The sequence below is a fragment of the Mesorhizobium erdmanii genome (assembly GCF_013170725.1).
GTDB classification, from domain to species: Bacteria; Pseudomonadota; Alphaproteobacteria; order Rhizobiales; family Rhizobiaceae; genus Mesorhizobium; species Mesorhizobium erdmanii.
Genome location: NZ_CP033361.1, coordinates 3,092,563 through 3,105,948, shown reverse-complemented (window position 1 = coordinate 3,105,948; position 13,386 = coordinate 3,092,563). Strand labels below are relative to the sequence as shown.

Below are 13,386 nucleotides of genomic sequence, written 5' to 3'. Positions count from 1 at the left end.
TCTTGACCGGTCAGCCTTTGAGACCGGTCATGGTGATGCCCTCGACGAAGCGCTTCTGCGCGAGCAGGAAAGCGGCGACGAGAGGAAGGGTGATGATCAGCGTGGCCGCCATCAGCGCGCCGTAGTCGTCACCGGCCTCGGCGGCGCGGAAATACATCAGGCCGAGCGGCGGCGTGGCGTAGGCCTGCTTGCTGACGACGATGAGCGGCCAGTAGAGGTCGTTCCAATGCGCGACGACGGAAAAGATCGCGAAGGCGGTGACCGCTGGCCACGCATTGGGCACGATGACGCGCGCGATGATGCCGAGCTCGGACATGCCGTCGAGCCGCGCGGCGTGCAAGAGGTCGTCGGGCATGGCGCGGAAGAACTGCAGGAACATGAAGATCGCGAACACCGATATGGTGAACGGCGCCACCAGCGAGGTGTAGCTGTTCAAGAGCGACATCCGGTCGAAGGCGACATAGAGCGGCAGCGCCGTGGCATGGATCGGCACCAGCAGGCCGAGCATGACCAGCACCATCATCAGCCGCGCGGCACGGAACTTCAGCTTGGCCATCGCATAGGCGCAAGGGATCGCGACCACGACCTGGAAGAAGAAGATCAGGCCGCAGACGACGACGCCGTTCCACAGCAGCGTCGCCATCGACACCTTGGCGAGCGCCTTGGCGAAATTCTCGGCGAAATAGAAATGTTGCGGGATGAGCGCCAGCGAAGAGGTGAAGATGTCGCTCTGCGTCTTGCCCGCCGTCGAGATCATGAAGATGTAGGGCGCAAGGATCATCAGCGCGCCAAGCGAAAGCAGCGCGAAGCGGATGATGCGGCCGGCCGGGATGCTCGTCATGTGTAGTGCACCCGCCGGTCGAGCACGCGGTATTGCAGGAGCATCAGAACGACGAGGATCGCCAGGAAGACCACCGTCATCGCCGAGGCGTAGCCGACGCGCAGATAGACGAAACCTTCCTGGTAGATCGTGAAAAGCAGCACTTCGGAGGCCTTGTTGGGGCCGCCGTCGGTCAGCATCTTCACCGTCTCGAAGACCTTCACCGCGTTGGTGATGCTGATGGTGACGACGAACAGCGTCGTCGGCCCGAGCATCGGCCAGGTGACGAGGAAGAACCGGTCCAGCGCCGATTTCGCGCCGTCGACGTGAGCGGCGGCATAGAGCTCGCGCGGTATCGCCGTCAGGCCGGCCAGGAACAGCACCATGTTGAAGCCGACCGACTGCCAGATACCGATGATCGAAAGGCTGTAAAGCACGGTATTCGAGGCGCCGAGCCAGTTCGGGCCGGGAATGCCAACGAGCGAAAGCAGCGCATTGAGCGGCCCGATCGTCGGGTGGAAGATGTATTGCCAGACCGTCGCCATGGCGACGATCAGCGAGGCGACGGGCAGGAAATATACGGTGCGAAAAAAGCCGCGCGCCCGCCCCTCGCCTTCGATCAGCAGGGCAACACCCAGGCCAAGAAGGATCGAGACCGGCGCGACGATCGCCGTATAGACCGACGTGTTCCACAGCGACCGGCGGAAGGTGCGGTCGGAAATGATATGCGCGTAATTCTCGAAGCCGACGAAGCGGAACTTGCCGTAGCCAAGCTCGAAATCGGTGAAGCCGAGAAAGATGACGGCAGCCACCGGCAACAGCACGAACAGCAGCAACAGCACGATGGCCGGCGCCGCCAGCAACCAGGCGGTCCGGTCTTCGCTACGCGCACGAAGTGCCGCGGCGCTCGGGATATTGCCCGCCAGCGAGACGCTAGACATAGGCCGGCTCCTGCCGCGCGCTCGCTGTGTCCGCGACGCGCAGCCGCCGTCCCTCCGGCGCGAAGATCATCGCCTGTTCGGCAGGCAGAAGCACGCCCACCGGCATTCCGGCGATCAGGTCCCTCGCCTCGTGCGGCGCCAGCTTGGCAATGACGATCTCGCCGGAGGCGTCGAGCCGGCAATGGGCGATGACTTCCGAGCCGAGGAATTCGAGGCGCTCGATCCGACCGGCAAGGCCGCTGCGTCCGCTGGGGGACAGTTTGACGAATTCAGGCCGGATGCCGAGGCTGACAGGGCCGTTCGCCACCTTCTCCAGCAAAGCCAGACGGATGCCCTCGAACCCGACACGGCCATGTTCGGCCTGCGCCTGGAGGATGTTGATCCGCGGCTGGCCGACGAAACGCGCGACCTCGATATGGGCGGGATCGTTGTAGATCACATCGGGCGGGGCGAGCTGCAGCAGATTGCCGCCGATCATCACCGCCACGCGATCGGCCATCGAAAGCGCCTCGGCCTGGTCGTGCGTCACATAGAGCGTCGGCACGCCCGCGCGCCGATGCAGCTCGACGATCTCGCCGCGCGCATGGACGCGCAGATTGGCATCGAGATTGGAGAGCGGCTCGTCCATCAGGAAGATCGACGGCTGCCGCACCATGGCGCGCGCCAGCGCCACGCGCTGCCGCTGGCCGCCCGACATCTGCCCCGGCTTGCGGTCGAGCAGATGGTCGATCTTGAGCAACGCCGCCATCTCGCGGACGTCGCGCGCTATGCCGGTGCGGATTTCCCTCTGGCCGGGCAGCAGGGAACCAACCAGCGGCAGCCGCTGCGAGTGGCTCAGCCGTTTCATGGCAAGCGGCACGGCAATGTTCTGGCCGGCCGTCAAATGCGGGTAGAGCGCGTAGGACTGGAAGACCATGGCGATGTTGCGGTCGGCCGCGGCAACCGGCGACATGTCCCTGCCGCCGACGAAGATGTCACCGCTGTCGGCATGGTCGAGCCCCGCCAGGACGCGCAGCAAGGTGCTCTTGCCGCAGCCGGAAGGGCCGACGAGTGCAATGAATTCGTCCTGCTCGACATCGAGGCTGATGCCGTTCAGGACAACACTGCCGCCAAAGGACTTGTTCAGGTCCCGCAGTGACAGCGCGCTCATGACGCAACCTTCTTGCGGACCTTGTGTGCCTCGTGCGGGTAGACGTCCTCGACTACGTCATCGAGGACGTGGACGGTCATGCCGGGTATGGCGACGATCTCGCTTGCAACCGCGTCGCCGAATTCATGGATCACCGCGCCAAGCAGGCGCTCGCCCGGCATCTCGCGCTCCATGTCGCCGACCACGAAGGCCGCCGACGGACCCCATACCAGCGACGTGTCTTCGTAATGGCCTTGCCAGGCTCGGTGCAGGTGGCCGCTGGCAAACAGCGCGACATCGTGGGCGCCGATCAGTTCATAAAGACGCTGCCGCTGCGCCGGCCTGACGCTCCAATAACCCGTGTCGCCCTCGCCGGGCTCGTCGATGAAGAGCGGCTTGTGGGCAAAGAGCGCGACGCGCCGGCCGCCGCGGCTTTCCAGCGCCGCCTGCAGCCATTCGAACTGGGTGTGCTCCTCGGCGTCGTCGAAACCCATCAGCAGGCTGTCGAGCCCGATGAGGCGCCAGGTGCCAGTGTCCTCCATCCAGTAATCTGGACCGACCAGCCGGCGCCAACGCTCGAGACGACCGGCATTGACCGGCTGCAGCGAACTCGGCAGATGGCCGACATCGTGATTGCCGGGCACCAGCAGCATCGGCTTGGAGATTTCGCGCATCAGATCCATGCAGAAGGAGATGTCGTCGTCCTTGTCGGCGCCGTCGACGCTGAGATCACCGGTGTGAATGACAAGGTCGGCGCCGCTCTGTTCGATCCAGGCGACGAGCGGCTGCCAATTGCCGTTGAAGTGCGGCTTGGTCGGGCTGAAGTGGGTATCTGTGATCTGAACGATTTTCATGCCGGCTCCACCATGCGAGCCGGGCCCCCAGGCGAGCGGCATCGCATGGGGCTTCCTTAGTGCCGTTCCATGTCACTTCCTTAACAGCGGCGGGGATAAACCCATGCAATTGCGGATATAGGCCCGCCGAAGAACGTCATAGACGCCCGACGCAGCGCGGAAATCTAAAATATTTCAGACGCTTACTATAATCCTGTGACGTCAGGCAGAAGGACAGCTCACTTCACCTCGAACTGCGGATCGACCGGGATCTGCATCGCCGTCACCAGATGATTGGTCTGGCCGGCCAGCCCGATGATCGAGACCAGCTCGCCATGCTGCGCGTCGGTCATGCCCTTGGCGCGTGCCGCCGCCGTGTGCGAATGAACGCAGTAGGAACAGCCATTGGCGGTCGAGATGGCGATGTAGATCATTTCCTTGGTCAGCGGATCGATGGCGCTGTCAGTCACCATCACCGCCTTGAGCTGTTCCCACACCCGCTTCAGCGACACTGGATCATTGGCCAGCCCGCGCCAGAAATTGTTGACGAAGTCGGATTTGCGCGTCGCCCTAATGTCGTCGAACACCGCCTTCGCCGCCGGGATTTTTTCGACCTCGGCATCGCTGAGGAGTTTGGTGGTGGCCATGGTGTTCTTCCTTCATTGGATCGTCGGGTGGATTGAATCAGATGTTGAGCAAACGGGACTAATCGGTTTGTCCGATTCACTTTTTTGGCGCGAGAAAGCACGCGACCGCGGAGTTCGGCCGAAGTACCTCTCCTTCGTCATCCTAGGGCGAAGCAGGAGCGAAGCTCCGTCGCGGAGACCCTGGGATCCATTCCGTGACCTTGGCCATAGAGTGCAGCGGAGCAGAATTCTGCGCCGTGGCGGCGCTTCCGAGTCCCTGCATGGATCCTCGGGTCTGCGCCGCGTCGCTGCGCTCCTTGCTCCGCCCGTGGATGACGAATGGATGAGCGCTCTAGTCAATTGTCGAAGTACGCACCAGCCCGCACGCTAATGCACCGCCGCGTACATGATCTTCTCCTCCGTCGCCTCCGCCGGCGAAAACTCCTCGACGATGCGGCCCTGGCGACACACCAGAATCCGGTCCGACAGGTTCATGATCTCCGGCAGGTAGGACGAAATGACGACGACGGCGAGACCTTCATCGGCGAGTCGGTTGATGATCTGGTGGATTTCGGCGATGGCGCCGACATCGACGCCGCGCGTCGGCTCGTCGAAGATGACGATGCGTGGCTGCTGCACCAGTCCCTTGCCGATCACCACCTTCTGCTGGTTGCCGCCGGAGAGCTCGACCACGCGGGCATTGTCGTTGATTGCCTTGATGTTCAGCGTCTTCGTCCATTCGGCCGAGAGCTGCCGCATCTCCTGCTGGTTGATCACCCAGGCCTTTTCGCGGCCCGCCGCCAACAGCCCGCCGAACAGGTTTTCGGCAATACCCATCGTCTCGAAGATGCCTTCGCTCTTGCGGTCCTCGGTGACATAGACGATGCCGTCGGCCACCGCCTCGCTCGGCACGAGATAGCGCACGGGCTTATCATCAAGTTCGATCGTCCCACCGCGCAAAAAATCGCGCTTGTAGATGCCAGACACGATCTTGAAGGTTTCAGTGCGACCCGAGCCGATCAGCCCGAACACGCCGGTGATCTGGCCCTCGAAGATCGAGAAGGAATTGTTGCGCACGACATTGCTCATCGAAATGTCCTGCACCGACAGCACCTTCTTGCCCGCCTTGCGCAGTTTCGCCTCGTCGCGCTGGCCGTAGATCTGGCCCGACAGCGTGCGCCCGACCATTGCGGCGACAATTCTGTCTCGGTCGAAGGCCGACGTGTCGTCGGTAATGACCAGTTCGCCGTCGCGCAGGATGGTGATGCGGTCGGCGATGGCAAGCGCCTCTTCCAACGCATGGCTGATGAAGACGATGGAGACGCCATTCGCCTTCAGCCTTCGGATCAGGGCGAAGAAGTGGCGCTTTTCTTCCGGCGTCAGCGTCGCCGTCGGTTCGTCGAAGATGATGATCTCGGCATTGTGATGCACCGCGCGCGCGATCTCGACCATCTGCCGCTTGGCCGCCCCCAGCGTCGCCACCATGGCGTTCGGATCGACCGGGAAATTCAGCGACTGCAGGAATTGCTGTGCTGAAATATACGTGCCGCGCAGCCGGTTGAGGAATTTTTCAGTACCGAGATAAAGGTTCTGCGCCACTGTCATCGACGGCACCAGGCTGGTCTCCTGGAACACCATGGCAATGCCGGCTTCCAATGCGGCATGCGGCGACGCGTAGGCGATCTCCCGCCCCTTGTGGAACATCTTGCCCGAAGTCGCGTCGACAACGCCGGCGATGATCTTGGTCAGCGTCGATTTCCCGGCGCCGTTCTCGCCGAGCAGCGCGTGGATCTCGCCCTTGCGCAACTCGAAGGTGACGTTCTTGACCGCAGGCACGCCACGATAGTTTTTGGTGACGTTTTCCAGGCGAACGATCGGCTCCATCAGAAACCTCCCGAAGCGATGTCGATGGCCAGCACGCAGTCGCCGCCCCTGGAAGCGATGAACAGGCGACCTTCGTTCTCGGCCACGCTGCAGATGCCGTGGCGTGTGCCGTTGGCGCGGCTATGCAGGCTGAATTGCGGCTGCAGATTCTGGTCCAGCCTGACCACCAGCCCGTAGGAGCGGCTCGGCGACCACGGCTTGTGAATGCCCATGGTGCGGATAGCGCCACATTGCAGCGGTTCGAGGAAGCTGCGACTGGAAGCCAGCGCCGGCGCGATCCAGTAAGCCGGCGGCACCTGGTCGATCATGTCCTGGCGGTAGTGCGTTTCCTGCAGCACGAATTCGATCAGCCGGTTGCGCGGCGCGAACAGGCTCAACCATGCCCCGCCATCGCCAGACGGCGAAAGCCGCGCCGGATAGCCAGGCAGGTGCGTCAGCACTGTGGTCCGATTGCCTGTCACACCGTCGAAACGGACGAGCTGATGACGCCAGCTCTCGCTGACCAGCACGTCCCCACCGAGAGGATGGAGCCCATAGGGAAAGGCAACGTCGCCGGCCACCTTGCGGAACTCGCCGCCCGTCGCGTCCCGTCTCCAAAGCGAACCGGATGCGCCCTTCTTCATCAGATCGGCGGCCCATTGCGACGGCGCATGCTCGGCCGAGCCGTTGGCCAGCCACAGCGTGCCGTCCCCGGCATAGGCAAGCGCGGTTATGCAGCTGACGCCAGCCGGTAGCGAAACCTCCCTGCCGGCAACCAGCAGCTTGCCGCTTTCCAGTCCGACCGTCAGTTCACCCGACGGCGACAGCGCCTGCGCCGTGATGGGCGAGGCAAAGGTCTCGACCACCTTGGGCTCGGCTCCGGCGGCGATCGAATAAATGGCGTTGCCACTGGCGGCGAGCAGCCGGCCATCGCGGACCAGCAGATTGTCCGGCTCGCTCAACTCTGCGAAAGCTGGTGCCTCATCCAGCCGCGTGTTCGGCCGGAAGGCACCGTCGAGCGGCGGGATGGTGACGGCCTTGCCGCGAAACATGTCCAGGATCGGATCGAGGATCATGAGGTCGCTCCCCAACAGGAAGCGGGGCTGGTCCAGTTCGGGTCGGCGCCAGAAATCTTGTAGCGGCCGATGCGGTTGTTGAGGATGCCGCCGACGAACAGGAAACCCTTGTGCTCGCGCATCGAGGTGACCATCGGGTGCGCGCCGCCGGAGAGGTCGCCCATAGCCTCGACGATGCCGCCCTTCTCGTTGAATTTCACCACGCCGCCGGTGTTGATGTTGGGGAACAGCCACTCGTCTTGCGGCAGCCGGCGCGTCATGCGCTTGCGCATGTCGGGATGGCGCAGCGACAGGTCGAAGCTCGGTGTGCGCATGCCGAGCCACGCCATCCAGTAATTGCCGTCCGACGCCCTGTTGATGTTGTCGGGATAGCCCGGCATGTCGCGGATGACGCATTCGGCGGTGCCGGCCTTCGGCCCTTCGAGCCAATAGCGATGCACGCGGCAGGCCCAGCTTTCGGCGAAGAACAGCGACTTGCCGTCATGCGCCATGCAGACACCATTGGTGTAGCGGTAGCCGTCGAGCAGCGTCTTCGTCGAACCATCCTTCGGGTCGTAGACCAGCAGCCGGCCGGTGGCGCGGTTCTCGATGGAGTCCAGCGCCCAGTCATGCGCGTCGTAACGCTTGGTCGAGTCGGTGAAATAAATGCGGCCGTCAGGCGCGATGTCGCAGTCGTTGGGATCACGCAGCCGCGCATCGTCGACGATCGAGGTCCAGGAGCGCGCTGTCTCCGCCGAAAGCCGTTTCACCTCGCGCTGCGGCGAGACGGAATAGAGACCCATGGCGCCGACGCAGCTGATCAGATTGCCTGATTTGTCGAAGGCGAGCCCAAGCGGAAAACCCCCGATATGGGCAAACACTTCCGACCTGACATAGTCCGGCGCGAAAAAGCGGACGATCTCGCCATGGCGAGTGCCGCAATAGAGATTGTCGTCGCGATCGAGAATGACGTCTTCCGGTCCTTCCAGTTCGCCAAGCCCGATATGGTCCGCCTCTGACAATCGATTGTCGAGTTCGTAAGGCGTGCCGGAACCCGGCACCGCCGACTGTGTCTCGCCCATCTTGAGATAGACCGGCGCGACATAGACTTCGTTGAGCACCTTGTGGCGGTTCTTCAGCCAGCGGATGTCGATCGTCACCGCCACGGCCAGCATGATGCCCAGCACCATCTGGTTGGTGCCGGTGCCATAGCCCAGCCGGATCAGCCCGTTGGTCATGGTCAAGACGATGATGGCGCCCATCAGGCCCTTGATCACCGAGCCACGCCCGCCGCCAAGGCTGACGCCGCCGACCACCGCCGCCGTCAGCGCCATGATTTCGAGGTTGAGGCCGGTGCCCGGCCCTGCCCCGCTCAACCGGCAGGCAATGAGGAAGCCGCCGATCGAGGCGCAGAAGCCGGAGAAGACATAGGTCATGAACACGGTGCGGCGTACGCGGATGCCGGCATTGTGCGCCGAGCGCCGCGAGCCGCCGACCGCCAGAACATGCCATCCCGGCCGCGAGCGCGTCAGCGCGATATGGGTGACGATGGCGAGGATAATCGCCAGCCACACCGAGACCGAGAGCCCCCAGAAGGTACTGTCGCCGATGAAGTCGAGCACATCCGACGTGGCCTGGGAAAGCTGCACGTCGGCGGCATAGGTCGTGACCAGTATATCGAAAAGTGCCCTGCCGAAAATGAACGTCACCAGCGTGGTGAGGAAGGCACGCAGCCTGAGGTAGCCGACGAGGTAGCCGTTTATGGCGCCGAAGACCAGGCCAGTGGCGAGCGAGGCGGCCAGCGCCAGCCAGATCGATTGTTCGAGGATGAAGAAGACATAGACGGCCGAGAAGCAGGAAAGCGCGAAGATCGAGCCCACTGAGAGGTCGATGCCGCCGCCCAGCATGACCACCGTCATGCCGGTCACGACCATGGAGAACTCGCCGAGCTGGCGGGTCGATTCCTGCAGCGCGTTCAGCTTGAAGAAGCCCGGAATGATCGAACCGAAGGTCGCCAACGTCACCACCAGCGCCAGGAACGGAATGGCGTTGTCGGTCCAGCGTTTGGTCAGGATTTCACCGACCAGATGGTCGGGCACGAGATTGTAGCGCCAGGACTGGAGGCGTTCGCGAAAGGACATCGGCTGCCATTGCTCAAGAGAAAGAGGTGGCCGAACTGATCCGGCCACCTCGTGGAATTTCGACGGCGTGGCTTACTTCGCCGCCGCCTCGGCCTGCAGCGCCTTCAGATCCCAGCAGCTGTCGGGCTTGAGGTCGGCCTTGGTCGTCGCCTTCTCCAGCGTGTAGATGTAGGTGTGCGAGGTGCCGGCCGGCTGGCCGCTCTGCAGCAGGAACTTGATGATGGCGTTCATGTCGCCCGATTGGCGGGCGAGATCGGTCATCACGACAGCGCCGTAGGTGCCATCGTTAAGCTTGTCGCAGTCGGCCGCCTTCTCGCCGCCGCCGGTGGTGACCAGAAACACCTTGCCGTCGAGCTTGGCGTCGCGGATCGCGGCCGAGGCACCGGTGGCGTCACCATCCCAGAAATCGATGATCGAGCAGATGTCCGGGTTCTGCTGCAGCATCGTCGTTGTCACGTTGCGCGAGGTCGTCGCGTCCCAGTTGGAGTCAGGCTTGGCGACGACCTTGAAGTCGGGATGCTTGTCCAGCACCTTCATGATGCCGGCATACTGGTAGAGGCTGGACGAATTCGCCTGGTCGCCCTGCACCAGGCCGATCTTCTTCGACGAGTTCTCGCCGCAGCCCTTGATGGCGGCCTCGGCCTCGAGCTGGCCAAGCCGGTCCCAGTCGCTGCCCACAAAGGCGTCGGCCGGGAAGTTGGCGGGGTTGTCGACCAGGATCACATAGGTGCCGGCGGCCTGCGCCTTCTTCATCAGCTTGGAATAGGAGTTGAGGTCCGGCGCGTGGATGATCAGCACGTCGGGCCTGGTATCCGACGAGATCGCGTCGGTGATTGCCTGTGCGCCGGCATCGACCACCCAGTTCGGGTCGCGCGTCTCGAAGGTGCCGCCCCAGGCCTCGACTTCCTTCTTCAGATAGTGCGCCCAGCCCTGCGCCAGGTCGAAGCCCATGGCCAGCGGCACCAGCATGACGCGCTTGCCCTTGAGCGCCTGTGCATAGGCGGCCGGCCCCGGATCGTCGGCGGCGAAGGTCGGTGCCACGAAGGCGGTGATGGCGAGCGCCGTAGCGGCGGCCATAAGTGTCTTGATCAGTCTCATGTCACGTCCTCTGGTTCGGTTTTCATTGCCGGCCGATCATCGCGATCGCGCCGGGTACCCCCGAGCAAGATGGGCTAGCCCATCTGCTCTAAATGTCGCCCTGTTGTGCGGTCTGTTCGTCGCGCGGATTGATGATGCCGTCGACGATGATGGCCCCTAACAGGATCGCCGCCTTGATCAGGTTCTGGTAGAGCAGCGGAATGTCGATGATGGTCATGGCGTTGAGCAGGATGCCGATCAGCGCGGCGCCAACCAGCACGTTGCGCACCCCGCCCCTGCCGCCGGACAGGCCGATGCCGCCGATCACCGCCACCAGGACGATGTCGTAGAGCAGCGTCGAGTTGACGACACGGGTGTTGATCGAGTGCAGGCTGGCCGCCGTCAAAAGGCCGGCGATCAGCGCCACGAAAGCCGAGAGCACATAACGCAGCACCAGCATCGGCCGTACCGGAATGCCGATGTTGCGGGCGGCGCCCGGATTGTCGCCGGCGAAATAGATATAGCGGCCCCATTTGGTGTAGCGCAGGAACAGGAAGAACAGGAAGGCCAGGCCGGCGAACACGAACACCTCGATCGGGATATCGAGGAAGCGCAGGCCGCCGAGCAGTTCGACCCAATGGCCCTGCGGCACCGGCACGGCATCCTGCGTGATCAATTGCGAGCGCACATAGCCGAAGACGAAGGAGCCGGTGGCCAGCGTCACGAAGATCGCCGGCACATCGGCATAGGCGACGAGAAAGCCGTTGAGCAGCCCGATGGCGAGCACGCCTGCCAGCACATAGGCGAAGGCCAATCCGTCCGAAGTCCCCGAGTTGAGCAGTTGCAGATACCAGGCGACCGACATCGCCATGATCGCCACCGCCGACAGATCGATGCCGCGGCCGATGATGACGACCGCCATGCCAAGCGCCAATATGCCCAGCACCGACACGGATCTGACGATGGCGACGAGGTTGTTGGGGTCGATGAAACCCGGCAGACCTATGGCGGCGGCAACGAACAGCACCACCGCGATGGCAAAGACAATGCCTTCCTGATTCAGGCTCTTTAGGTTTAGCCAGCCAATCGCGTTCATCTCTGCATTTGCCCCGATGACAGCGCTGTCATCCCGAAAGCAAAGCTAAGCGGCTCGGCGCCGGTTCGTCAAATGAATCCGCGTTCAGAACAGGCGTTGGCGCCGATATTCGTGGAGTGGACGCATCGATTGCCAAAACTGGCGCAATGCCCGGAAACTCCTGCATTTTTGGCAATTGATTGCGCCATCCCGGCCATTCGCGAAAGTGCGGCATCAAGGCGAAAGGATGAGGCGGAATTTATCTCCGCCTCGGACGCGAAAACTCGATCTCAGTTCCCCGCTGCGTGGCCGGAAACCTCTGCCCCGGCAGCGGGCGGCAGGACCAGGAAACGCAGCGCCGCGACCAGCCCGATGGCGCCGATCACGAAAAAGGCGATTCGAAAATCGACGAGGTCGAGCGCCGGCCGGGCTCTCGCGCTCTGCGACAGGTTGAGGATCGCCGCCGCCACGGCGACGCCGAACAGCATCGCCATCTGCTGCAGCATGGACGACAGCGTCGCCGCCGAGCTGCGATGCGCCGCCTCGATGTCGGCGAAGGCCAGCGTGTTGAGCGCCGTGAACTGCATCGAGCGCGACAGGCCGGCAATCAGCATCAGCGCCACCACCAGGGCTTGCGGCGTCTGCGGCGAGATCGCTCCGCAAGCCATGATCGCCGCAGAGGCGATGATGCCGTTGACCACCATCACCGTGCGAAAACCGAAACGCCGCAGCGTCGGCGTCGTCACCGTCTTCATGCCGAGATTGCCGAGGAAATAGGCCAGGATCATCAAGCCGGCATCGACGGGCGAGAGGCCGAAGCCGACCTGGAACAAGAGCGGCAGCAGGAACGGCGTCGCATTGATCGCCACCCGGAATATGGTGCCGGCGGCAAGCGTCGAGATGGCGAAAGTCTGCACCCTGAAAGAAGAGAGGTCGAGCAGCGGATGGGCCACGCGCCCGAGATGCCGCACCGCCAGCCAGCCGATGACGACGCCCGCCGTGATCAGCAGCACGGTCGGCAGCACGCCATCCTCGGGATGCGCGATGCGCTCGAGGCCGTAGAGCAGGCAGGCCAGCCCGAGCGAGGTCAGGAAAAATCCCGGCCAGTCGAGCGGCTTGGGGTCGGCCTCGCGGTCGCCTGGAATGAAGCGTGCGACCAGCGCCAGGCCGATCAGCCCAAGCGGGATGTTGATGAAGAAATTCCAATGCCAGGACAGATAGGTGGTGATGAAGCCGCCGAGCACCGGCCCGACGACCGGCGCGAACAGCGCCGGCCAGGTGATCAGCGCGGTGGCGTTGAGCAGTTCGGATTTCGACGCATTGCGCAGCACGAGAATGCGGCCGACCGGCGTCATCAGCGCACTGCCCAGCCCCTGCACGGCACGTGCGGCGACGAATTGGGTCAAGTTCTGGGAGAAGCCGCAGGCGAGTGATGCCAGCGTGAACAAAGCGATTGCCACGAGAAAGACGTTGCGCGCGCCGAAGCGGTCGGCGAGCCAGCCCGACAGCGGCACGAACACCGCCATGGTCAGCATGTAGACAGTGATGCCGATGCTCATCGCCACCGCCGGCACGCCGAATGAGGCGCCCATCTGCGGCAGCGACGTCGAGATGATCGTCGAATCCAGCAACTGCATGAAGAAGGCGATTGCAACGATCAGCGCCACGCGCCGTGCATTGGTAACCGTTTCGGATGAGGTTTCAGTCTCGGGAATGGCCGTCATGTCGGTACGGGTTTGAACAACATTTGGCTGGTGCAGTCCATAGTCAGCGCAACAAACTTTCGTGTCGCGCCGCGGCCTGCTATGGGATGGGCGGGGTGACCG

The 13,386-nt window shown here is 63.3% G+C and carries 11 protein-coding genes; all 11 read right to left on the bottom strand.

The genetic code is table 11. The features are described 5' to 3' along the window. Positions 1–10: 10 nt before the first annotated feature. Entirely contained in the window at positions 11–841 is an 831-nt protein-coding gene (locus EB233_RS15125) for a carbohydrate ABC transporter permease (protein ID WP_064988077.1), read from the bottom strand. After that, positions 838–1,761 carry a carbohydrate ABC transporter permease gene (locus EB233_RS15120; protein ID WP_064988076.1) on the bottom strand — a complete coding sequence of 308 codons (924 nt, stop codon included), beginning with the start codon at positions 1,759–1,761 and terminating at the stop codon, positions 838–840. The genes EB233_RS15125 and EB233_RS15120 overlap by 4 nt, the downstream gene beginning before the upstream one ends. Beyond that, the gene (locus tag EB233_RS15115; RefSeq protein ID WP_064988075.1) at positions 1,754–2,911 is read right to left on the bottom strand and encodes an ABC transporter ATP-binding protein; all 1,158 of its coding nucleotides are present in this window, start codon (positions 2,909–2,911) and stop codon (positions 1,754–1,756) included. Before EB233_RS15115 ends, EB233_RS15120 begins: the two co-directional genes overlap by 8 nt. Next, complete coding sequence (locus EB233_RS15110) at positions 2,908–3,744, bottom strand: metallophosphoesterase family protein (protein WP_064988772.1); 837 nt, start codon at positions 3,742–3,744, stop codon at positions 2,908–2,910. Before EB233_RS15110 ends, EB233_RS15115 begins: the two co-directional genes overlap by 4 nt. 218 nt (positions 3,745–3,962) lie before the next feature. Continuing rightward, a complete protein-coding gene (locus EB233_RS15105) occupies positions 3,963–4,370 on the bottom strand; it encodes a carboxymuconolactone decarboxylase family protein (protein WP_064988074.1) in 408 nt (135 codons plus the stop codon). A 366-nt stretch (positions 4,371–4,736) separates the two neighbouring features. Then, entirely contained in the window at positions 4,737–6,233 is a 1,497-nt protein-coding gene (locus EB233_RS15100) for a sugar ABC transporter ATP-binding protein (RefSeq protein WP_064988073.1), read from the bottom strand. Further along, positions 6,233–7,288 carry an NHL repeat-containing protein gene (locus EB233_RS15095; protein WP_064988072.1) on the bottom strand — a complete coding sequence of 352 codons (1,056 nt, stop codon included), beginning with the start codon at positions 7,286–7,288 and terminating at the stop codon, positions 6,233–6,235. Before EB233_RS15095 ends, EB233_RS15100 begins: the two co-directional genes overlap by 1 nt. Next, positions 7,285–9,408, bottom strand: a complete 2,124-nt coding sequence (locus EB233_RS15090) for an ABC transporter permease (RefSeq protein ID WP_064988071.1) — start codon at positions 9,406–9,408, stop codon at positions 7,285–7,287. The genes EB233_RS15095 and EB233_RS15090 overlap by 4 nt, the downstream gene beginning before the upstream one ends. Before the next feature lie 72 nt (positions 9,409–9,480). Next, entirely contained in the window at positions 9,481–10,506 is a 1,026-nt protein-coding gene (locus tag EB233_RS15085; RefSeq protein WP_027050980.1) for a sugar ABC transporter substrate-binding protein, read from the bottom strand. A gap of 88 nt (positions 10,507–10,594) precedes the next feature. After that, positions 10,595–11,581, bottom strand: coding sequence for an ABC transporter permease (locus EB233_RS15080; RefSeq protein ID WP_064988070.1), 987 nt, complete (start codon positions 11,579–11,581; stop codon positions 10,595–10,597). Between the two features lie 269 nt (positions 11,582–11,850). Then, complete coding sequence (locus tag EB233_RS15075; RefSeq protein WP_064988069.1) at positions 11,851–13,284, bottom strand: DHA2 family efflux MFS transporter permease subunit; 1,434 nt, start codon at positions 13,282–13,284, stop codon at positions 11,851–11,853. Positions 13,285–13,386: the final 102 nt, after the last annotated feature.

Coding starts and splice junctions, on each gene's coding strand:
- EB233_RS15125 (WP_064988077.1), bottom strand. CDS start 841: ATGACGAGCATCCCGGCCGGCCGCATCATCCGCTTCGCGCTGCTTTCG.
- EB233_RS15120 (WP_064988076.1), bottom strand. CDS start 1,761: ATGTCTAGCGTCTCGCTGGCGGGCAATATCCCGAGCGCCGCGGCACTT.
- EB233_RS15115 (WP_064988075.1), bottom strand. CDS start 2,911: ATGAGCGCGCTGTCACTGCGGGACCTGAACAAGTCCTTTGGCGGCAGT.
- EB233_RS15110 (WP_064988772.1), bottom strand. CDS start 3,744: ATGAAAATCGTTCAGATCACAGATACCCACTTCAGCCCGACCAAGCCG.
- EB233_RS15105 (WP_064988074.1), bottom strand. CDS start 4,370: ATGGCCACCACCAAACTCCTCAGCGATGCCGAGGTCGAAAAAATCCCG.
- EB233_RS15100 (WP_064988073.1), bottom strand. CDS start 6,233: ATGGAGCCGATCGTTCGCCTGGAAAACGTCACCAAAAACTATCGTGGC.
- EB233_RS15095 (WP_064988072.1), bottom strand. CDS start 7,288: ATGATCCTCGATCCGATCCTGGACATGTTTCGCGGCAAGGCCGTCACC.
- EB233_RS15090 (WP_064988071.1), bottom strand. CDS start 9,408: ATGTCCTTTCGCGAACGCCTCCAGTCCTGGCGCTACAATCTCGTGCCC.
- EB233_RS15085 (WP_027050980.1), bottom strand. CDS start 10,506: ATGAGACTGATCAAGACACTTATGGCCGCCGCTACGGCGCTCGCCATC.
- EB233_RS15080 (WP_064988070.1), bottom strand. CDS start 11,581: ATGAACGCGATTGGCTGGCTAAACCTAAAGAGCCTGAATCAGGAAGGC.
- EB233_RS15075 (WP_064988069.1), bottom strand. CDS start 13,284: ATGACGGCCATTCCCGAGACTGAAACCTCATCCGAAACGGTTACCAAT.